We start from the raw sequence: 19707 nt of genomic DNA, 5'->3' as shown, positions 1-19707 counted from the left end.
AAGGGTAGGACTCGGGCATACTTCCTACCCTTCCGAGTCTATTTGTCGGTATCGCCATGACACTTCTTCGTACTGCCCTGATCGCGCTGGCCATGACCGCCGGCGCGGCCCATGCCTCCAGTTCCGACGCCTGGAACCAGTACCGCCAGCAGATGGTCAAGAGTTGCCTGGCCGCCAGCCAGTTCAAGGATGCCCATGCCCTGGGCAAGCCTGCCGAGTTCGACGACCGTACCGCCTACAGCGCACTGCTGATCGAAGGGGTCTACAAACCCAAGCACATGAAAAACCGGGCCGGCACCGAACTGTGCCTGTACGATCGCGCCCAGCACCAGGCCTACGTCACCGAATGGAAGCCGGGCGCGAAGTGAGCGAGGGCCTGCGCTTCGCCTGCACCGGCTGTGGCAAGTGCTGCAGCGGTCACCATGTGCCGCTGACGCTTGCCGAATCGCACCAGTGGGCCCGTGACGGTGGCCAGGTGGTGGTGCTGATCGAAGGGTTCGTCGCCGATGGCCCCGGCATGCCGCCCGAACAGCGCGACCACGTGCTACGCCGCTCGCTGGCCGTGCCCTGCGGCAATGCACAACTGCACGTTTCGGTCACCTTCGCCGCCTTCAACCCCGGCCGCTGCCGTCATCTTGATGCCGACAACCTGTGCGGCATCTATGAAACTCGGCCGCTGGTGTGCCGTATCTACCCGGCGGAAATCAATCCGCACCTGCCGCTGCGCCCAGACGCCAAGGACTGCCCGCCCGAAGCCTGGCAGCAAGGCCCGCAACTGATCGTTGGCAATCGCCCTGCCGATCCACACCTCGCCGCCCTGATCGACGCATCGCGCCAGGCCGACCGCGACGACATCGCCGCCAAGGTCGCGGTCTGTCAGAGGCTGGGCATGACCACCAGCGCGCTCAAAGGCAATGGTTTCACCGCCTGGCTGCCTGACATGCCGGCCTTCCTGACGGCGCTGGAAAGCAGGCAGCAGGCACCCGCCGCCGCGTGGTCGGTGCACTTGGAAGACTCCGACCTGACGCAAGATCTGCAACAGCACGGGCTGCTGACCACCGCCCAAGCGCCGGTGTACTACGCCTTCATCGGGTTCTGACGCACCCACCCTGAAGGATCTTCAGCGGCTGCGGCGCCAGAACTCGTCGGCCAGCCGCCGCAGCTCCTGGGCCAGCGCGGCCACATCCGCGGCGCTACCGTGGCTGCGTTGACCCACCGTCACGGTCGCTTCGCTGGCTTGGCGGATGCTGACGATGTTGCGGTTGATGGCCTCGCTCACCTGGCTCTGCTGCTCCACCGCGGCCGCGATCTGCAGGCTCATCTCGTTGATCTGGTTGACCCGCACGCTGATGCCGTCCAGCGCCTCGCTAGCCAGACGCGCCTGCTCGACGCTGTGCCCGGCATGCGCACTACTCTGGCGCATCACCTGCACTGCCGCGCGAGTACCTCCCTGTACGGCGCCGATCATGCGCTGAATCTCATGGGTTGACTGAGCGGTGCGCTGGGCCAGCCCCCGCACCTCATCGGCCACCACTGCGAAACCGCGGCCCTGCTCACCGGCGCGGGCGGCCTCGATGGCGGCATTGAGCGCGAGCAGGTTGGTCTGTTCGGCGATGCCGCGAATTACATCGAGCACACTGGAGATCTCGCCGCTGTCGCTCTCCAGGCGCTGGATCACCTCGCTCGCCTCCACCAGCGAGCCGGCCAGGTCCTGGATCGCGCAGCGATTGCGCTCGACCATGCGATGCCCGCACTGGGTCTCGTCCTCGGCCTGATCGGCCGCCAGCGCTGCCATCTGCGCACTGCTGGCCACCTGGGCGACGCTGGCGCTCATCTGGTGGATGGCGGTCGCGACCTGATCCGCCTGGCTCTGCTGTTCAAGACTGTTGGCGTGGCTGGCCTCGGTGGCCTCGACCAACGAACCAGAGTGCCCAGCCAGGCGCGTCGACGTATCGCCAATGCGCCCAACCACCGCGCCCAGTTGCGCCTTGAGCATGCACAGGGCGAAGTCGATTTGACCGATGTCGTCACGCCGACCGGTGTACAACTGCTGGCTCAAGGGGTTGTTGGCCAGCGCTCGCGCTTGGCTGCGCAGGCGCTCGAAAGGGCGCAGCAGTGCCCAGGTCGCCAGGCTGGCCAACGCGACGGCCGCAGTCCATTGAAACAGCGCCTCGTACCAACGCAGTGACGTCCAGCCCTGGCCAACACCCATCACCAGCGCCAGCACCATCGCCATGCTCAGCGACAGCCGCGCTTGCAGCCCCGGTACCGGCAAGCGCTCCCACCAGCGCTGCCGCCCGTTGCGCAGACGCGCATAGCACTGCTCGGCGGCGGCGATCTGTTCGTCGGTGGGGCGTGTGCGTACCGACTGGTACTCGACCGTGCTTCCCGCGCTGCTGATCGGCGTGACGAAGGCACTGACCCAGTAATGGTCGCCATTACGGCAGCGGTTCTTCACCAAGCCCATCCACGAACGTCCAGACTTCAGCGCTCGCCACATCTGTTCGAACGCGCGCGCCGGCATGTCAGGATGGCGCACCACATGGTGCGGTTGGCCAAGCAGTTCGTCGCGGGAAAAACCACTGATGCGTACGAAGTCGTCATTGGCGTAGGTAATGACGCTGTCCAGGTCGGTGGTCGAAAGAATGTTGGCATCGGCCGGATAATCCACGGCTCGACCGGTTATGGGCACATTGCACTTCATCGCAGGCTCTCAGCATCGTGGGGACAATCGGCAGGGTGCTCGACTCTAGGGGCAACCGCTGCGGGAACATTGATCCACGGCAACCAACTGGCAAGTGGCCACCCACGGCATTGGCGCCTACGCGCAGGGAAATGAAGGCAGGCGCTCAACCAAGACGTTTTCAGCGATGTTGGCGAAGATATCGCGACTTATAGTTACGTTTAATACAAGAGTGATTCTCTTGTTGAGCGCTGTTTCAACGGCCTGCACAGGACTAACTTAGCGCTGTCCCAATTCACACTTGCCACGCAAGAAGGTAGTTTCAAATGTCCAACAGTATGGGTATTGCCAGCGTCTTCGTCCTGTCGTCCCTGTTGTTGTCGCCCCTGGCCATGGCTGAAGAATCGCCGGCCTTCGTCGCCCGTAACGCCGAGATCGCAGCGAGCCTGCAGCAGTCACAGGACGCCTACGCCGCGCAGCAGCATGACGCCGGAAAAGATGCGCAACAGACCGCTTCGAAGACGCTCGAAGGGGATCAGGCCGATAGCTGATCGGTCACTCAATAGGCGCTTGTGCCTTGATGGCTAGGTATTTAACAGTGCCCATGCCAGTGTGTTAGCCTCCATTAGCCGCTGCGCATCAGCGGCTTTTTTTTGCGCTTGAACATGACGTTGGCGCAGTACGTCCGATGTGTGGACGCTTTCAATTCGAACCTTGAAATGGCGCTCCACCGTTCAACCAAAGGAGCATTGACTGGTGTCCTTCGCTGTCCGTCTCACGCCGCTATTCGTTGCGCTTTCTGCAATGATGTCTTCCACAACCCATGCCGAAGAGAAGGCTGAGGGTTTCGTCGAGGGTTCATCGCTGAACCTGCACTTTCGCAATGCCTATTTCTACCGCAACCAACTCGCGCATGACGTACGCGACAACCGCGAGTGGGGACAGGGGGCGGTCGCGCGCTTCGAGTCCGGCTATACGCCCGGCGCACTCGGTGTGGGCATCGATGCCTACGGCATGCTAGGCCTGAAGCTCGACGGCGGCGGCGGACACGCCGGCACCAGCCTGCTGCCCACTCACCAGAAAAACGAAGATGCCCTGGGCGCAGCGCCCACTAGCTTCTCCAGCGCGGGTGCCGCCGTGAAACTCAAGGGCTTCGACACCGAACTCAAAGCAGGCGACCTGTTTCTCACCAACCCGGTAATCGCCGGCGGCGAGACCCGCATGCTGCCGCAGACCTTCCGGGGCGTAGCCCTGCGCAATACCCATTTCGACGGGTTGCTGCTCGAAGGCGGTCAGGTCAGCTTCACCAAGCCCTACAACCAGAGCGGCCATCGGCGTATCGATACCTACTACAGCCAGCGTACGGACGATCAGCGCAGCAAGCATTTGTCCTGGGCCGGCGCGGCCTGGAGCGGCTTGCCGAACATTACTGCCAACCTCTACGCCGCCGAGCTCAAGGACATCTGGAACCAGTACTACGCCGACTTCGACTACACCTATGTGGTCAACGACGGCCTCAGCCTGAACCCAGGCGTGCACGTCTATCACACTCAGGACACCGGCCAGGCCAAACTGGGCAAGATCGACAACAACACCTACAGCCTGCATTTCACCGTGGCGGCCGGCCACCACAGCGTCACCACCGCCTACCAGCGGGTCAACGGCAACACACCTTTCGACTACATCAACCTGGGCGACAGCATTTACCTGGACAACTCGCGCATGTACTCGGACTTCAACGGACCGGGCGAGCGGTCGTGGAAGCTGCAATATGGCTATGACTTTTCCGGGCTCGGCATCGCCGGATTGAGCACGTCCCTGTCGTACTCGCGGGGCAAACTTGACCTGACCCGAGCCGATCCAGACAGCGCCGGCTACGGTCAGTGGTACAGCGCCGGGGGCAAGGATGCGCGCCACTGGGAGCGCGACCTGGACGTGAAATACGTCTTCCAGGAAGGGCAGTTCAAGGACCTCTCGCTGCTGCTGCGCTATGCCAGCCACCGGGGCAGCCGAGGCTACTCGGCGGTGGACAACGACAACGACGAGATCCGTCTGATCGTCGATTACCCGCTCGCGGTGTTCTGAGCGGCAACCGTCCACTCTCCGAACGGGCAGCCTTCTGCCCGTTTGCCCAGCACCGCTCGCCTGGCGCGCATGAGGCGCGCATTTGCGACAGACTGTCTTGTCCGACAATAGCCACTTGCCTACACTGTCGCCGCCGCTTGATAGCCCGACCCTCACGGCAAGAGGGGCTTATGCAGTCGCGAGCCTGATGTCGCACACTCGAATCCCGCGCCCCACCCTCTCCAGGCCTCACCCCGAACTGATCCTCAATCTGGGCAGTTGCCTCGCCGTGCTCGCGATAGTCGGCATCGTCAGTTACCTGCTGGGCCGTGAACGGGACAACGTCGAGCAATCGTCGATCCGCGCGTCGAGCAACATCGTCCAGTTGATCGAGAGCGATATCCTCAATAACGCGGAGCTCTACGACCAGTCGCTCAAGGAGCTCATCTGGGCGGTGGGGCGCAAGGACCTGGCGCAAGTGCCGAGTACCATGCGGCATCGGCTGCTGTTCAACCCGGCGCTGGTCGATCAGAGCCGTGGCGATGTGCTGTGGCTGGACGGGCAAGGCAATGTGGTCGGAGACTCTACCAGCCTGGTCCCGCGCAAAGCCAATTTCGCTGATACCGGCGTGTTCAAGGCGCATCGCGACCACCCCAACCTCGGGCTGCTCATCGGGCCGCCGTTCAAGGCCAGGCTGGGCGATCTGGATTGGTGCATCAGTTTCAGCCGACGCATTTCAGGCGCCAATGGCGAGTTCGCGGGCCTGGCGACCGGCGCTCTGCGCCTGTCGTACTTCAGCGAATTGTTCCAGCGCCTGGACATCGGCGAGCACAGCAGCATCAACCTGCTCAACACCAGCGGCCACTTGCTTGCACGAGAGCCCCTGGGGCCTGGACAACCGGCCATCGGCGGCGACTTCAGCCAGCAACCGAATTTCCAGCGCATCCTGCAAGAGCACAGCGGCAGCTTCAGCGCCCATTCGGAATTGTTCGACGAACAGCGCATGTACACCTTCGCCCGTGTAGGCGATCTGCCCTTGATCGTACTGGTGGCGCACTCCTCCAGCGAAGTCTTCCAGGCCTGGCGACGTACGGCGATCATCGTCGGCTTGGCCACCGGCGTGCTGTGCCTGGGCATTCTCTGGCTCACGCTGCTGCTAGGACGCGAATTGCGCCGCCGCCATCATGCCGAGCAAGGCCTTGCTACCCTGGCCGCCACCGATAGCTTGACCGGCCTGGCCAACCGCAGGCGGCTGGATCAGGTGCTGCGTCAGGAATGGGCTCGTGCCCAGCGCAACCGCACGCCGTTGGCGGTGCTGATGGTCGATGTGGATCATTTCAAGGCGTTCAACCAGCGCCATGGTCACGCCGGTGGCGACCATGCCCTGCGTGAGGTGGCGCGCACTATAGAGTTGAGCATCCGCCGTCCGGCAGACCTGGCAGCACGGTATGGGGGTGAGGAGTTTCAGGTGGTGTTGCCGGAGACCGAGTTGGCCGGCGCTCGGCTGTTGGCAGAGCGTATCCGCCTGAGCGTCGAAGCATTGCCGCCGTTCGGAGGGGATGAGCGACCGATCACCGTGAGTATCGGCATCGGGCTGCATGAAGCAGGCACCCAGCACGACCTGACCAGGGTGCTGGGTGCCGCCGATGAAGCGCTCTACCGGGCCAAAGCCAACGGCCGTAACCGCGTAGAGGGACCCGCTATTTAAGACTTGGCGCGGGCAGCATTGCGCAGAGTCTTGACTTGGTCGTGGTTACGCTGCACGCCTTGCAACTGGCCGTCGACCAAAGTCAACGCATTGTGTGCGTTGGCATTGTTGAGCTTGACCAGCTTTTCACGGGCTTCTTTGTAAGCCTTGAGCGCATGGTCCTCGCCCTCTTCGACGGTGTTCAGCACGGCTTCTTCGTCTTTGCCGGTGAACATCGATTTCAGGTTCAGCCAGCCACGGTGAAGGTCGCCGCTGAAGCTGGTGGAGGTTTCCGGATCGCCGCCCAGATGGCGCACTTCAGCTTGCAGTTCACGTGCGGCTTGGGCGCAGTCGATTGCACGTTGCTCGAAGAATGCCTTCAGTTGAGGATTCTTGACATCATCGGCCGATTCCTTGAAACCCTTCTCGCCGTCTTTGCTGTACTCGATCAGGTTGTTCAGTACGTCGATCACGTCTTTGTTCGGGTTGCTCATGGCGTAACTCCTTGGCAGGTGATAGTCCCCCAAGAAGAGAGCAGCCTTCGTGCCAAGTCGAAGGATAAAAATAAATCCTTTAATTTCAATAAGTTGAAATTAGACGCTAATTGCATGACTGCAGCGTTCTGCATGATCGCCGCTTAGGGGCTCGTGCAGATTGCAGGGTGGACCGAATGCTGTATGGTCGGCTTTCAACGCAAAGGACCGTAAGAAAGATGAAACCCGAGCTCTTGCAACTGCTGGTCACTCGCTCCATGCCCTTCGGAAAGTATCAAGGCCGACTCATCGCCGACCTGCCGGGTGACTACCTGGCCTGGTTCGCCCGCAAAGGCTTCCCGCCCGGAGAACTGGGCGGGCTGCTGGCCTTGATGCACGAGATCGACCACAACGGCCTGGGCGATCTGTTGACGCCGTTGCGCGCCAAACGGCGCGGTTGAATGTCGGTCAGTTGACCGACGCAGGCGCCACCACCAACTCCGCTTGTTCACGCTTCTTGAGCAGTGCATAGACCACGGCCGTCACCACACTGCCGGCCACGATCGCCAGCAGGTACAGCAGGGCATGGTTAATGGCGTTGGGAATCAGCAGCACGAACAACCCGCCGTGCGGCGCCATGAGCTTGCAGCCGAAGTACATCGACAGCGCACCGGTCAGCGCGCCGCCGGCGATGCTCGCCGGGATCACCCGCAACGGGTCTTTGGCCGCGAACGGGATCGCCCCTTCGGAAATGAAGCACAACCCCAGAACCAACGCCGCCTTGCCCGCCTCGCGCTCGCTCTGGGCGAACTTGCGACGCGCCAGGAAGGTCGCCAGGCCCAGGCCGATCGGCGGCACCATGCCCGCCGCCATGGTCGCGGCCATTGGTGCGTAGCTGGACGACGCCAACAGCCCGACCGAGAAGGCATAGGCCGCTTTGTTGATCGGCCCGCCCAAGTCCACGCACATCATGCCGCCCAGCAGCAGGCCGAGCAGGATGGCATTGGTGGTGCCCATGCTGTCGAGAAAGCGCGTCAGCCCTTCGAGCATTGCCGCCACCGGATGACCGACCACGTAGATCATCACCAGGCCTGTGAACAGGCTGGCCAGCAACGGAATGATCAGAATCGGTTTGAGCGCTTCCAGGCTGCTGGGCAGGCGCGCCCAGCGACTGATCGCCTTGGCGCTGTAACCGGCCAGGAAGCCGGCGACGATACCGCCGATGAAGCCCGCGCCCAAGGTGCTGGCCAGCAGCCCACCGATCATGCCCGGCGCCAGGCCCGGACGGTCGGCGATGGACCAGGCAATGTAGCCGGCCAGCATCGGCACCATCAGCTTGAACGCCGCTTCGCCGCCGATCTGCATCAGCGCGGCAGGCAAGGTGCCTGCCTCTTTGTAGGCTTCGATGCCGAAGACGAACGACAAGGCGATCAACAGACCACCGGCCACCACCATCGGCAGCATGAACGACACGCCCGTCAGCAAGTGCTTGTACACCCCAGCCTTCTCGCCCTTGGCCGGCGCCTGGGCGCTGGCGGCGTCAGCCGTTTCGACACGTCCCTCGGCCAATGCTCTGTCCAGCGAGGCGCGTGCCTGCTTCAAGGCGATACCGGTGCCGCAGCGATAGATGCGCTTGCCGGCAAAGCGCGCGGTGGGCACTTCGATGTCGGCGGCCAACAGCACCACGTCGGCCTGGGCGATGGCCTCGGCCGACAGCGGATTGCGTGCACCGACCGAGCCCTGGGTCTCGACATCGAAGTCGTAGCCCAGGTCGCGCGCCGCTTGCTGCAGCGCTTCGGCGGCCATGAAGGTGTGCGCCACGCCAGTCGGGCAGGCGGTGACGGCGACGATACGCGGCACGGCATGGACGTGCGCAGGCTCGGCAGCGACGCTGTGCTCCAGCACCTGGGCCTTGGCCGCCGCGTCGTCGAGGAAGTTTTCCCGGTCGGCCAAGGCCTGGGCCGGCGTGCTCTGGAACAGGCGCTTGCCGACGAAGCGGCTGAGGTCCACGGTCCCGGTGCTGACCACCAGCACCCAGTCAGCCTCGGCGATCTGCGCCGCACTCAGGCGTCGCTCGGGATGGTCGGCATCCCACACCTCGACGCTGGTGCTCCAGCCTCGACGCTGCGCTGCCGCCGCCAGCAGGCGCGCACTCAATACACTCGACACCTGGCCATTCGGGCAGGCGGTGACGATCGCGATGTTCATCGGCGAGCCTCTTGTTGTTGTTCGGTCAGTTGCACGGCGGCCTCCAACTGCGCGAGTTGCTCGCGATCAGTGATCCCGAAGCCAACCTGGGTCACCGCCTGGGCGGCGATGGCGGTGGCGCGGCACAGGGTCTGGCCGGCGTCTTCGCCCAGTAACAGCCCGTGCACCATACCGGCGACCAGCGAGTCGCCCGCGCCCACGGTACTGGCGACGCTGACCTTGGGCGGCTGGGCATGCAGGGTGCGCTCGGCGCTGAACCAGTTCACGCCCTGGGCACCCTGGGACACCACCACATGGCCGACGCCGCTGTCGAGCAGACGCTGGGCCGCCGTCTGCTGAGCGGTGAAGTCTTCGACGCCGCTGCCCGTCAGTTCAGCCAGCTCGTCGGTGTTGGGCTTGATCAGCCAGGGCGCTGCCTGAAGACCAGCACGCAGTGCCTCGCCGCTGGTGTCCAGCACCACCTTCAGCCCTTGCGACTTCAGTTGCTCCAGCAGGTGAGTGAACCACTGCGGGCTGATACCGCGCGGCAGACTGCCCGCCACCACCACCAGCGCATGTTCGCCCGCCAGCGCAGCCAGTCGTTCGAGCAGCTCGGCCTGGGCAGCGGCATCCACCTGCGGTCCTTGCCCATTGACGTCGGTGACTTGCCCGTGCGCTTCGACCAACTTGAGGTTGGTGCGGGTTTCACCGTCCACGCGTACGAACGCGTCGACAAAACCGCGCTGGGCAATCAGCGCCTCGAAAGGCTGCGGATTGTCGCGCCCGAGAAAGCCGGCGACGGTGATCTGGTGGCCGAGATCAGCCAGCACCTGGGCCACGTTCAGGCCCTTGCCAGCGGCGTGGCAACGCTGCTCCACGGCGCGATTGACCGCACCGATACGCAGGCGCTCGACGCTGACGGTGAGGTCCAGCGCCGGGTTGAGGGTCAGGGTGAGAATCTTGGCCATTCAATAACGCTCCACCAGCGCCCGTACTGCCTCGGCGCTGTCTTGTTGCAAGGCCTCGCGCGCCAGGGCGCAGGCCGTCGAGTAATCGGCCTGGCGGACCAGGGCCTTGACTTCGGCGATGCTGCGCGGCGAAACGCTGAGTTCATCGACCGCCAGCCCCAGCAGCACCGACACCGCTTGCGGGTCGGCGGCCAGCTCGCCGCACACGCCCACCCACCTGCCTTCGGCATGGGCGGCGCGCACGGTCATGTCGATCAGTTGCAGCACGGCCGGGTGCAGGCCATCGGCCTGGGCCGACAGGCTCGAATGGCCACGGTCGATGGCCAGGGTGTACTGGGTCAGGTCGTTGGTGCCGATGCTGAAGAAGTCCACTTCGCGGGCCAGTTGCGGGGCCAGCAGCGCCGCCGAGGGCACTTCGATCATGATGCCCACCTGCAGGTCGGCCACTGGGATGTCCTGGCGCAGGCGCTCGACCATGGCCTTGGCCGCTCGCCATTCGTGCATCTGCCCGACCATCGGGAACATGATGCGCAGCGGTCGGTCGTCGGCGGCCTGCAGCAGTGCGCGCAACTGGTCTTCCATCACCTGCGGACGCTGCAGGGTCAAGCGCACCCCGCGCACGCCTAGAAACGGATTGTCCTCGGCGGCGATGGGCCAGTACGGCAGCGGCTTGTCGCCCCCCACATCGAGGGTGCGCACCACCAGGGGACGCCCTTGCAGGCCATCGAGCACACGGCGGTACTCGGCTTCCTGGGTGGCCACGTCCGGCACCTGCGGATGGGCCATGAAGATCAGTTCGGTGCGCAGCAGACCGACGCCTTCGGCGCCCTGTTCGACCACTTTGTCGATGCCGCTGCTGTCGCCGATGTTGGCGAACACTTCGAGGGCATGGCCGTCACGGGTCACGGCCGGCGCGTGACGCTGACTCCAGGCCGCCTGCAAGCGTTGTTCGCGCTGGTCGCGCTCGGCCAGCGCACGCTGCAACTCGTCGGCCGGCGGCGCCACGCTGACCTTGCCGCGCTGGCCATCGAGGAGCAACGCCGTGCCGGGCTCGAGCAACAGGATCGCTGCGCCCGCACCGACCACGGCGGGAATGCCCAAGGCGCGGGCGACAATGGCGCTGTGGGCGGTGGCGCCGCCATGGGCGGTGACGATACCGGCGACCCGCTGCGGGTCCAGGCGCGCCACGTCGGACGGCCCGACTTCGGCCATGACCAGCACGTAGGGCTGCTGCGGCTCAGCCTGCTCGGTCACGCCGCACAACTGGGCCAACACCCGCCGGCCGACATCGCGCAGGTCGGCAGCGCGCTCGGCCAGCAACGCATCGCGCAGCGCTTCCTGCTGGCTGGCGGCAGCCTCGATCACCGTCATCCAGGCCGCTGCGGCGCTTTCACCCTGGGTCAGGCGCTGATCCACTTCGTCGGTCAGGGCCGGATCGGCGAGCATTTCCTGGTGGGTGACGAAAATCTCCGCGATGGCCTTGTCGCTGCGCTGTACCAGCGCCTGCAACTCATCGTTAACCGCAGCCAAGGCAGCGCGCAGACGCGCGCGCTCCTGGGCGCAGGATTCGCCGCGCAGTGGGTAGTCGATCTCGCGTTCGACGCGCACGTGGGCCGGGCCACTGGCGATACCCGGCGCCGCACCGACACCCTGCACTTGAGTGCCCGGCAGCGGCGCCTGGAGGGTTTCGGGTACGGGCTGCGGGGCAAGCTCAGGCGTGCTCGGCAGCGGCTCGACGTCCTCACCCAGGCCTTGCTCGATGGCCGCCAGCAGCACCGGCAGCGCGTCGGCGGCAATGCTCGGCTCGGCGATCAGCTCCAGTTCCTGTCCCCGGCGGGCGCCCAGGGACAACAGGCGGCTCAGGCTCTTGACCGAAACGGCAGCCTGACCGCTGTCGGTCACACGGATACGGATCTCGCCGTCGAACCCTTTGGCCAACTGCGCCAGTACCTTGGCGGGGCGCGCATGCAAACCGTGAGGGTTGGCCAGCATGACCCGGACACTGGGCCAATCGGCTGGCACCTCGCCGCCCAGCACCTGAAGCACATCGCGGCTGCTGGTGGCCTGGTAGAGGGTCTGACCCCGACCTTCGATGAGCACCTGGCACAGGCGCTCGAGCAACGCCTGGTGTGCAGCGCCCAGGCTGGCCAGGCAGAACAGGCCATTGAGCGGCTGGTCGCGGTGGCGCAAGGGCTGCTGCGGGGTCACGAAGGCCAGCCCTGGTTGCAGCACCTCGCGCTCGCTGTGCAACCACCACAAGCCCTCGCCCAGCGGCAGCGGCTCGGCCTGTTGCAGCAGCGCGGCAAAGCCACTGTCCACACACCCTGCGCGTTGCAGCAGGCGAGCGCCGCGCCAGGCCAGTTCGTCGAAGTCGTCGGCGGGCAGGTTCAGGCTGATCAGTTGGGCGTCCAGTTCCAGTTCGCGTGGTGCGCCCTGCAACAGCTTGAGCAGCGCGTCGGCGGAACTGGCGCGTCGCAGCGCCTCGGCCAGGTCGGTTTCACCCAGGGCACGGGTGAGCAGTTGCAGCAGGCGCAAGTGCTCGTCCGAGCGCGCGGCGATGCCGATGGCAAGGTAGACGATCTGACCGTCGCCCCAGTCGACGCCGTCGGGGAACTGCAAGAGACGTACACCGGTGGCGAACACCAGGTCGCGGGTCTGCGGCGTGCCATGGGGAATGGCGATGCCCTGACCGAGAAAGGTGGAACCTTGCGCCTCGCGGGCCTGCAACCCGTCGAGGTATCCCTCGGCGACCAGACCATCGGCGACCAACCGGTCCGCGAGCAGGCGCAGCGCCGACGCTTTGTCGACGGCCACCTGGCCCATGGCTATCTGCTCATTGGCGAGCTCGAGCATGACCCTCTCCTTTTGCAGTACCCGCAGTCGGGAACTGAGGTTATTGTTGTGGGATTCAACGTATTTTTCATCCTGGGGCTTTCAGGGCAGACCCCAATTGATGGATGCTGAAACGTTTAATCTGACGAGGCCGCCACGTTACTCGATAATCTGCGTAGGAAAAAGCCCCAGTTTGTCGGAACAATTGCGACAATGGTCGCCTGCACTTGGACACAATTGCGGGTAAGACTCCCTCACCACGCGTCTCCGACTGCCTCGGTAATAACAAGGAAAATGCGGTGAAACTCAGCGATATCGCACGTCTGGCCGGTGTCTCCGTGACCACTGCCAGCTATGTCATCAACGGCAAGGCCGAACAGCAGCGCATCAGCAGCGCCACCGTCGAGCGGGTGCGCGCCGTCGTGGCAGCCCATGATTTCACACCCAATCCCCAGGCTGCCGGCCTGCGCAGCCGTCACACGCGGACCCTCGGCTTCATCTTGCCGGACCTGGAAAACCCCAGCTATGCGCGCATCGCCAAGCAACTGGAGCAAGGCGCGCGTGCCCGTGGCTATCAGTTGCTGATTGCCAGTAGCGACGACCAGCCCGAAAGCGAACGTCAGTTGCAGCAGTTGTTCCGCGCCCGCCGCTGCGACGCGCTGTTCGTCGCCAGTTGCCTGCCGGCCGAGGACGACAGCTACCGCGAGATGCAGGCCAAGGGCCTGCCGGTGATCGCCATCGACCGCTGCCTGGACCCCGAGCATTTCTGCTCGGTGATCAGCGACGACCACAATGCCAGCCGCCAGCTCACCGACAGCTTGCTGCTCACCGCGCCGCGCAGCATCGCGCTGATCGGCGCACGCCCGGAACTGTCGGTGAGTCAGGCCCGTGCGGCAGGCTTCGACGACGCCTTGCAGGGCTTCGCGGGCGAGGTGCGACGCCAAGAGGGCGAGGCGTTCAGCCGCGCCTGCGGTCAGCGACTGATGCAGGCGCTGCTGGACGAATTGGGCGGCCTGCCCGACGCCTTGATCACCACCTCGTACGTGCTGCTGCAGGGCGTGTTCGATGCCCTTCAGGCACGCGGCAGCGAAGCCCGGCAATTGCAGTTGGGCACCTTTGGCGACAACCAGTTGCTGGACTTCCTGCCGCTGCCGGTCAACGCCATGGCGCAGCAGCACGGGCAGATCGCCGCCACTGCCCTGGAACTGGCGCTGGCCGCCATCGAGCAGAAGCGCTATGCGCCAGGGGTGCACGCGGTGGCGCGGACCTTCAAGCAGCGCATTGCGGTCTGAGCATGCGCCTGATCGACACCCACACCCACCTGGACTTTCCCGACTTCGACGACGACCGCGAGCGCCTGCTGGCCACCGCGACGGCGCGCGGCGTCGAGCGCATGGTGGTACTGGGGGTTGATCAGCAAAACTGGCAACGGGTGTGGAACCTGGCCTGCCATGACACGCGCCTGCCCGCGGCGCTGGGTCTGCATCCGGTGTACCTCGCCCAGCATCGCCCGGAACACCTGACGCAACTGCGCCAATGGCTGGAGCGCCTGCACGGCGATCCGCGCCTGTGCGCCGTCGGCGAATTCGGGCTGGACTATTACCTTCCAGCGCTGGACAAGGCGCGCCAGCAGTCGCTGTTCGAAGCGCAGTTGCAGATGGCCTGCGATTTCGACCTGCCCGCCTTGCTGCACGTGCGCCGCAGCCACGCCCAGGTGATCGCCACCCTCAAACGCTACAGACCGTCACGCGCGGGCATCGTCCATGCCTTCGCCGGCAGCGCCGAGGAGGCGCGTGAGTACATCAAGCTCGGCTTCAAGCTGGGCCTCGGCGGCGCCGCCACCTGGCCCCAGGCGCTGCGCTTGCGCAAGACACTGATGCGTCTGCCGCTGGAGAGTCTGGTCCTGGAAACGGACGCGCCGGACATGGCACCGGCCATGCACCCAGGCGTGCGCAACAGCCCTGAGCACCTGCCGGACATCGCCCGCGCCTTGGCCGACATCATGGGCGTCGAGGCGCAGGTGCTGGCCGACGCTACCCGCCGCAACACCTGCGAGCTGTTCGGCTGGCCGCACGACGACTGACCGGCGTCGCCCCAGTGCTCACAGCAGCACCGTCCACAAGGCGAACCCGGCATACCACAACACCGCACTGCGCAGCAGCAGTTCCCACAGACTGTCCAGACGCGCCAGTGCGCTCTGCGCCTCTTCTTGCTCAGGAATATCGTCGGCCACCCTGCCTACGCGAGCGATCAGTTGCCCGGCACTGAGGTGCCAGTTGAGCAACTCGTGCAGCATCACCCGGGTCACCGCTACGAAGTTGCCGACCAGCGCGAAACTCAGCGCCAGCACCCGCACTGGTAGCCAGTCCATGAGGTGACGCAATTGCACCGCACGCGCTTTGAGCGCGGGCTGATGAGCGTGGGCGGCGCTCAGGGCGAGCAACCGGTAGCCGAGCGCCGCGGCCGGCCCCAGCAGGACATACCAGAAGATCACCGCGAAGAAGCTCTGGTAGGCCTGCCACAGCAGGTTGCCCTGCACCCGGACCAGAAGGTCGCGCGGGTCGTCCGCGGCCAGGCCCAGGTCGCGCTCGGCCACATGCAGGGCGGCCTGTTCGTCGCCGCGACGCCAGGCATCGCGAAACGGTCCGAGGGCCGCCTTGGCATCGCCGCGGCCGAGGCTGTAGAGCAGGACCAGCAGGTGCACTGGCAGCGCCAGCAAGCCATAGGCCACTGGCTGCAGCACATACAGCAGCAATGCCAGCAGCAGCACGGGCGCCAGCACCAGCAGCACCAGACTCCAGTCGGCCGACACGCGCCCTCGGCGCTCCAGACGCGCCAGCTCGGCGAGGAAAAAGCCGTCTCGCTGCAGACGATGGCGCCACGCCGAGAACTGCTCGACCCAGAGGATCAGGACCAATACCAGAAAACTCATACCGCATCCTCGTTCAGCGCGGCGCGGTAACGCCGCCAGTCGAAAGCCGGGCCGGGGTCGGTCTTGCGCCCCGGCGCAATGTCGCTGTGACCCTGGATGCGCTCCAGATCGATCGCCGGCCATTGCTGGCGGATCTGGCGCGAGAGCTGGACCAGAGCGTCGTACTGGGCATCGGTGTAGGCCAGCGCATCGGTGCCCTCCAGCTCGATGCCGATGGAAAAGTCGTTGCAGCCTTCACGGCCGTCGAAACGTGACACCCCGGCATGCCAGGCGCGGTCGAGCAGCGACACGAACTGGGTCACGGCGCCGTCGCGTTCGACGAACAGGTGTGCCGATACGGTCAGGTGCGCGATGCTGTCGAAATAAGGATGCTCGGCCGGATCGAGGCGATTCTGGAAGAACTGTTGGACTTTGCCGGTGCCGAAACAGGCTGGCGGCAAGCTGATGTTGTGAATCACCAGCAGGGAGATCGCCTCGCCGAGGGGACGGGCGTTGAAATTGGGCGAGGGGCAGTGAGTGACACCGCTGAACCAGCCGCTGGCGCGGTCCAATTGCATGAGGCAGATCCTGAAAGACGCCGGGAACAAGGCATCAGTATGCCCCGGCCAGATGACGCGTGCATGTGAATGATAGCCCCGGCTCAACGCACTTCGGCTGAACGCAGCTCCTCCAGCACGGCCTCCAATGCACGCTCGAACAGCAAGCCGTCATCCAGCACCCGCGCCTCGCCTCGGCGCAGCGCCAGGGCCAGGCCGGCGCTGCTCCATTCGCGCACTTTCATGCCGGTGCGATTGGCGAAGACCAGCCGATCGCTCCCTTCGACGCGTGCCACCAACTTGCAGCGCAGCGGCTCGTCTTCATCATGCAACTCGACCCACGTGCCCAGGCGCAGGCGCCTGACCTGCTGCAACTGCAGGCTGTGCGCCGCCAACGGCGATACGCAACTGCCGGCCGGCTCCTCGGCGATGGCCAGGATGATCGGCTCACGTATCCGGACCTCGTCGATCTCGCCCTGCCATTGATCGGGCTCGGCGCAAGCGCGCAGGTGCAGACGCTCCAACTCCATGAAGAACGCCCGTTGTACGGCCGAGTCCAGCACCACCCCAGCCAGGCCATCGCGCAAGGCCTTGAGCAGGCCGGGCAACTGCTCGATCAAACGTTGGCGCGCCGGGGGCTGGGGCCGCACGGTGATGCTCTCGAGCAAGGCGTCCAGTGTCGCCAGACCGTGCTCCCAGGCTTGCGAGCCTTCCCCATGCTTGAGCCAGGCGAGCAACAACACCTGACTCCAGCACTCCATCAGCATGCTCTGCACCACACGTGGCACCAGGCGCCCGCGCAAGCGGCGGTCGAGTTCCAACTGGACCTGCCGACGCGCCTGCAACGCACGCGCCCGCCCCTGCTCGGCGTCACGGGTGCGCTGCTCCAGCAACTCGCTGCGCCGACGCTCTTCTGCGCTGAACTGCAGGAACTCCTCGAGCACATCGTTAACGACCTGCAGGTCGTCGTCGAAATCGCTGAGCAGGCGCTGGATGACACGTTCCATCCGCGCATGCAGCGCCTCGCCGGCGCCCTCCCAGTCGATGGCCATGGCGGCGATTTCGTTGAGCAGCCGACGCGCGGGATGACTGGTGCGGCTGAACAGACTTTTGTCCAGCAAGGCCACCTTGAGCAGGGGAAGGTGCAGACGGACCAGCAGCGCCCGCAGGGCTTTGGGCAGGTTGTCGTCGCGACGGACATGATCGAACAACAGTCCGATGAGGTTGATCAAGTCTTCATCGTCCGTGGCCAGGCGCCGCCGGGTGCCACTGCGTACGCCAATGCGCAGCAGCAGTTGCTCCAGTTGCTGGCCGAGATCGAAATCGTCGGCCTCGACCGGTTCCGGCAGGTAGTGCTGCAAGTGCGTGATCAGGCGCAACAAGTCCGCAGTACCGATCGCCTGTGCCGCCGCCACGCTCTGTACGCGTGGGGCGAGGCGACCGCGACGGGGTGCCAGCAGGTCCTGCAGCGACGCGAAGAAGGCCTGTCCGGCGCGGTCGGCATCCAGGTCAGGCCCGCCAATCAAAGAGGTCGGACCGCAGCGTCCGACCAGCGCCCGATCCTCGACGCGCCGACGCGGCCCCGGCGCCAGATGCCCAAGCACGCCGGCGGCGGCCAGCAATTGGTTGGCCTGGGCGTACAGCACATCGACATCGCGCAGCACGTAACGCTCGAACAATTGCAGCAGGATCAGTTTGACCCGCTGGCCCACGCCCAGCTCGCGGCCCGCATCGAGAAAATAGCGGCACAGACAGGCAGGCCCGAGGGGATTGCCGTGCACCTGCACGGGCCGGTCGAGCAGCGCGGTGAAACGCTGGCTCAGTTGTTCCAGGGCGAACCCATCGCGCGCCAGCACGCGCTCGACCATCGCCCCCACTGCCAAGGTGCGCTCGCGCGAAGGTTTGCCGATGGCCAGGTCGAAGTTTCCCAGCGGGTCGATCTGACCGAGTTGCAGGAAGGTGTCGTGAAGGGTGTCGAGAAAGGCCCGCTCGATACTTTTACGCTTGAGCCGAAGATCGCGCATGGCTTCGAAATACAGGTGCTGCGGATCGCCACCGCCGGCCTTGTCGGCCATCTCGAAGAGGGTGTCGTCGGCGTTGTCGAACAACGCCTGGAGCCCCTGGCGCAAGTGCAACGCAGCTTTGTCACGCACTTGCAGGAGGACCATGGGAAGGCCAGGCAAGGGCGCTGGCCGCCTGCTGTCGAGGGTCACCCCGAAGGGGCCCACCCTGCCTTCATCGCGCATCCCGAACTCCTTGCTGGGTATTGATCGACAGTCGAATTCGATTCGTCAAAGCGATGACGTCAAATACAAGGCGTCATTATTGATGAAAAAGATGACAGCTGCCAACACGCCCTGCCGAGTACGCGACCCGGTGCACAGTTATCGACATCGGCTTGCACGGCTGTAAAGCGTGGTCCCCTGCCCTATAATCGGCGCCACTTTGCTTGTGGAGCCGACCATGCCGAACCTACGTCTCGCCGACCTCACCGCCGAAATCGAAGCCAACGTGCGCCGCGCACTGCTCGAAGACGTCGGCAGCGGCGACATCACCGCCCAGCTGATCCCTGCCGAGCGGTTGGCCAAGGCCACCGTCATCACCCGCGAGCGCTGCGTGATCGCCGGTACCGCCTGGGTCGACGCGGTGTTCCGCCAGCTCGATCCGCGCGTAGCCGTACACTGGCGCGTGGTCGACGGTGAGCAGGCTGAAGCCGACCAGGCGCTGTTTCACCTCGAAGGACCGGCGCGATCGCTGCTCACTGGCGAGCGTTCGGCGTTGAATTTCCTGCAAATGCTCTCAGGCGTGGCGACCCGCGCACGCTTTCTGGCCAACCTGGTCGAAGGCACCCAGGTGCGGCTGCTCGATACCCGCAAGACCCTGCCCGGCCTACGCCTGGCACAGAAATACGCCGTGACCTGCGGCGGTTGCGACAACCATCGCATCGGCCTGTTCGACGCCTTCCTGATCAAGGAGAACCACATTGCAGCCTGTGGCGGCGTGGCCGAAGCCGTTGCAGCCGCACGGCGCATTGCGCCCGGCAAGCCGGTGGAAATCGAGGTGGAAAGCCTGGACGAACTGCATCAGGCGCTGGCGGCGGGCGCAGATATCGTGATGCTCGACGAGCTGAGCCTGGACGAGATGCGTGAAGCCGTTCGCCTGAACGCAGGCAAAGCCAAGCTGGAGGCCAGCGGCGGGGTCAACGAAAGTACACTGCGGGTGATCGCTGAAACCGGCGTGGACTACATCTCCATCGGCGCGATGACCAAGGATGTGAAGGCGGTGGATCTGTCGATGCGATTGAGCCTGTAACTGCGGCCCGTTCAGGTGGATCGCCGGGCTGCT

At 65.0% G+C, this 19707-nt stretch carries 16 protein-coding genes and 2 pseudogenes; 9 read left to right on the top strand and 9 right to left on the bottom strand.

Features of this window, described 5'->3' with window-relative positions; translation table 11 throughout:
- The first annotated feature begins 56 nt into the window (after positions 1-56).
- Entirely contained in the window at positions 57-368 is a 312-nt protein-coding gene (locus Q6A47_RS15495) for a hypothetical protein (RefSeq protein WP_039575358.1), read from the top strand.
- Positions 365-1099, top strand: a complete 735-nt coding sequence (locus Q6A47_RS15490) for a YkgJ family cysteine cluster protein (RefSeq protein ID WP_029614605.1) — start codon at positions 365-367, stop codon at positions 1097-1099. The genes Q6A47_RS15495 and Q6A47_RS15490 overlap by 4 nt, the downstream gene beginning before the upstream one ends.
- A 21-nt stretch (positions 1100-1120) precedes the next feature.
- Here Q6A47_RS15490 and Q6A47_RS23035 read toward each other — a convergent pair.
- Both Q6A47_RS23035 and Q6A47_RS23030 read right to left on the bottom strand, forming a co-directional pair.
- Positions 1121-2116 (bottom strand): annotated as a pseudogene (locus tag Q6A47_RS23035) (methyl-accepting chemotaxis protein); the annotation flags it as partial.
- 306 nt (positions 2117-2422) lie between these two features.
- A pseudogene (locus Q6A47_RS23030) lies at positions 2423-2704 on the bottom strand (PAS domain-containing protein); the annotation flags it as partial.
- A gap of 305 nt (positions 2705-3009) precedes the next feature.
- Here Q6A47_RS23030 and Q6A47_RS15480 point away from each other — a divergent pair.
- From Q6A47_RS15480 to Q6A47_RS15470, 3 genes are all read left to right on the top strand, one after another.
- The gene (locus Q6A47_RS15480; protein WP_029614603.1) at positions 3010-3234 is read left to right on the top strand and encodes a hypothetical protein; all 225 of its coding nucleotides are present in this window, start codon (positions 3010-3012) and stop codon (positions 3232-3234) included.
- 253 nt (positions 3235-3487) lie between these two features.
- Positions 3488-4768 (top strand): OprD family porin, encoded by a 1281-nt coding sequence (locus Q6A47_RS15475; protein ID WP_369811515.1) that lies wholly within the window; start codon positions 3488-3490, stop codon positions 4766-4768.
- Between the two features lie 187 nt (positions 4769-4955).
- Positions 4956-6455, top strand: coding sequence for a sensor domain-containing diguanylate cyclase (locus tag Q6A47_RS15470; protein ID WP_039575355.1), 1500 nt, complete (start codon positions 4956-4958; stop codon positions 6453-6455).
- On the opposite strand, the gene Q6A47_RS15465 is transcribed toward Q6A47_RS15470, so the two are convergent.
- Positions 6452-6928, bottom strand: a complete 477-nt coding sequence (locus Q6A47_RS15465; RefSeq protein ID WP_029614600.1) for a ferritin-like domain-containing protein — start codon at positions 6926-6928, stop codon at positions 6452-6454. The genes Q6A47_RS15470 and Q6A47_RS15465 overlap by 4 nt on opposite strands.
- Positions 6929-7146: 218 nt before the next feature.
- On the opposite strand from Q6A47_RS15465, the gene Q6A47_RS15460 reads away from it, so the two are divergent.
- The gene (locus Q6A47_RS15460; RefSeq protein WP_039575351.1) at positions 7147-7368 is read left to right on the top strand and encodes a DUF3820 family protein; all 222 of its coding nucleotides are present in this window, start codon (positions 7147-7149) and stop codon (positions 7366-7368) included.
- A gap of 7 nt (positions 7369-7375) precedes the next feature.
- On the opposite strand, the gene Q6A47_RS15455 is transcribed toward Q6A47_RS15460, so the two are convergent.
- From Q6A47_RS15455 to ptsP, 3 genes are read right to left on the bottom strand one after another with little or no spacing between them, the layout of a single operon-like run.
- Positions 7376-9115, bottom strand: a complete 1740-nt coding sequence (locus Q6A47_RS15455) for a PTS fructose-like transporter subunit IIB (protein WP_304484724.1) — start codon at positions 9113-9115, stop codon at positions 7376-7378.
- Complete coding sequence (pfkB, locus tag Q6A47_RS15450) at positions 9112-10062, bottom strand: 1-phosphofructokinase (protein ID WP_304484723.1); 951 nt, start codon at positions 10060-10062, stop codon at positions 9112-9114. The genes Q6A47_RS15455 and pfkB overlap by 4 nt, the downstream gene beginning before the upstream one ends.
- Positions 10063-12915: a phosphoenolpyruvate--protein phosphotransferase gene (gene ptsP / locus Q6A47_RS15445; RefSeq protein WP_304484722.1), complete on the bottom strand. Its 2853-nt coding sequence runs from the start codon at positions 12913-12915 to the stop codon at positions 10063-10065. It lies immediately after the preceding gene.
- 278 nt (positions 12916-13193) lie between these two features.
- On the opposite strand from ptsP, the gene cra reads away from it, so the two are divergent.
- Both cra and Q6A47_RS15435 read left to right on the top strand, forming a co-directional pair.
- Positions 13194-14186: a catabolite repressor/activator gene (cra, locus tag Q6A47_RS15440; protein ID WP_295486535.1), complete on the top strand. Its 993-nt coding sequence runs from the start codon at positions 13194-13196 to the stop codon at positions 14184-14186.
- 2 nt (positions 14187-14188) lie between these two features.
- Entirely contained in the window at positions 14189-14977 is a 789-nt protein-coding gene (locus Q6A47_RS15435; RefSeq protein WP_304484721.1) for a TatD family hydrolase, read from the top strand.
- A gap of 18 nt (positions 14978-14995) precedes the next feature.
- Here Q6A47_RS15435 and ampE read toward each other — a convergent pair whose 3' ends face one another.
- The 3 genes from ampE to Q6A47_RS15420 all read right to left on the bottom strand — a co-directional run bounded on the left by ampE (position 14996) and on the right by Q6A47_RS15420 (position 18608).
- Positions 14996-15826 (bottom strand): regulatory signaling modulator protein AmpE, encoded by an 831-nt coding sequence (gene ampE / locus Q6A47_RS15430; protein ID WP_304484720.1) that lies wholly within the window; start codon positions 15824-15826, stop codon positions 14996-14998.
- On the bottom strand, positions 15823-16383 hold the full coding sequence (gene ampD / locus Q6A47_RS15425) for a 1,6-anhydro-N-acetylmuramyl-L-alanine amidase AmpD (RefSeq protein ID WP_029614597.1): 561 nt from the start codon (positions 16381-16383) through the stop codon (positions 15823-15825). Before ampD ends, ampE begins: the two co-directional genes overlap by 4 nt.
- Before the next feature lie 83 nt (positions 16384-16466).
- A complete protein-coding gene (locus tag Q6A47_RS15420; protein ID WP_304484719.1) occupies positions 16467-18608 on the bottom strand; it encodes a DUF1631 domain-containing protein in 2142 nt (713 codons plus the stop codon).
- 217 nt (positions 18609-18825) lie between these two features.
- On the opposite strand from Q6A47_RS15420, the gene nadC reads away from it, so the two are divergent.
- Entirely contained in the window at positions 18826-19674 is an 849-nt protein-coding gene (gene nadC / locus Q6A47_RS15415; protein ID WP_304484718.1) for a carboxylating nicotinate-nucleotide diphosphorylase, read from the top strand.
- The last annotated feature ends 33 nt before the right edge of the window (positions 19675-19707 follow it).

It is taken from the genome of Pseudomonas boreofloridensis (assembly GCF_030580795.1).
In the GTDB taxonomy this organism is placed as follows: domain Bacteria; phylum Pseudomonadota; class Gammaproteobacteria; order Pseudomonadales; family Pseudomonadaceae; genus Aquipseudomonas; species Aquipseudomonas boreofloridensis.
This window is presented reverse-complemented; position numbering and strand designations above follow the sequence as displayed.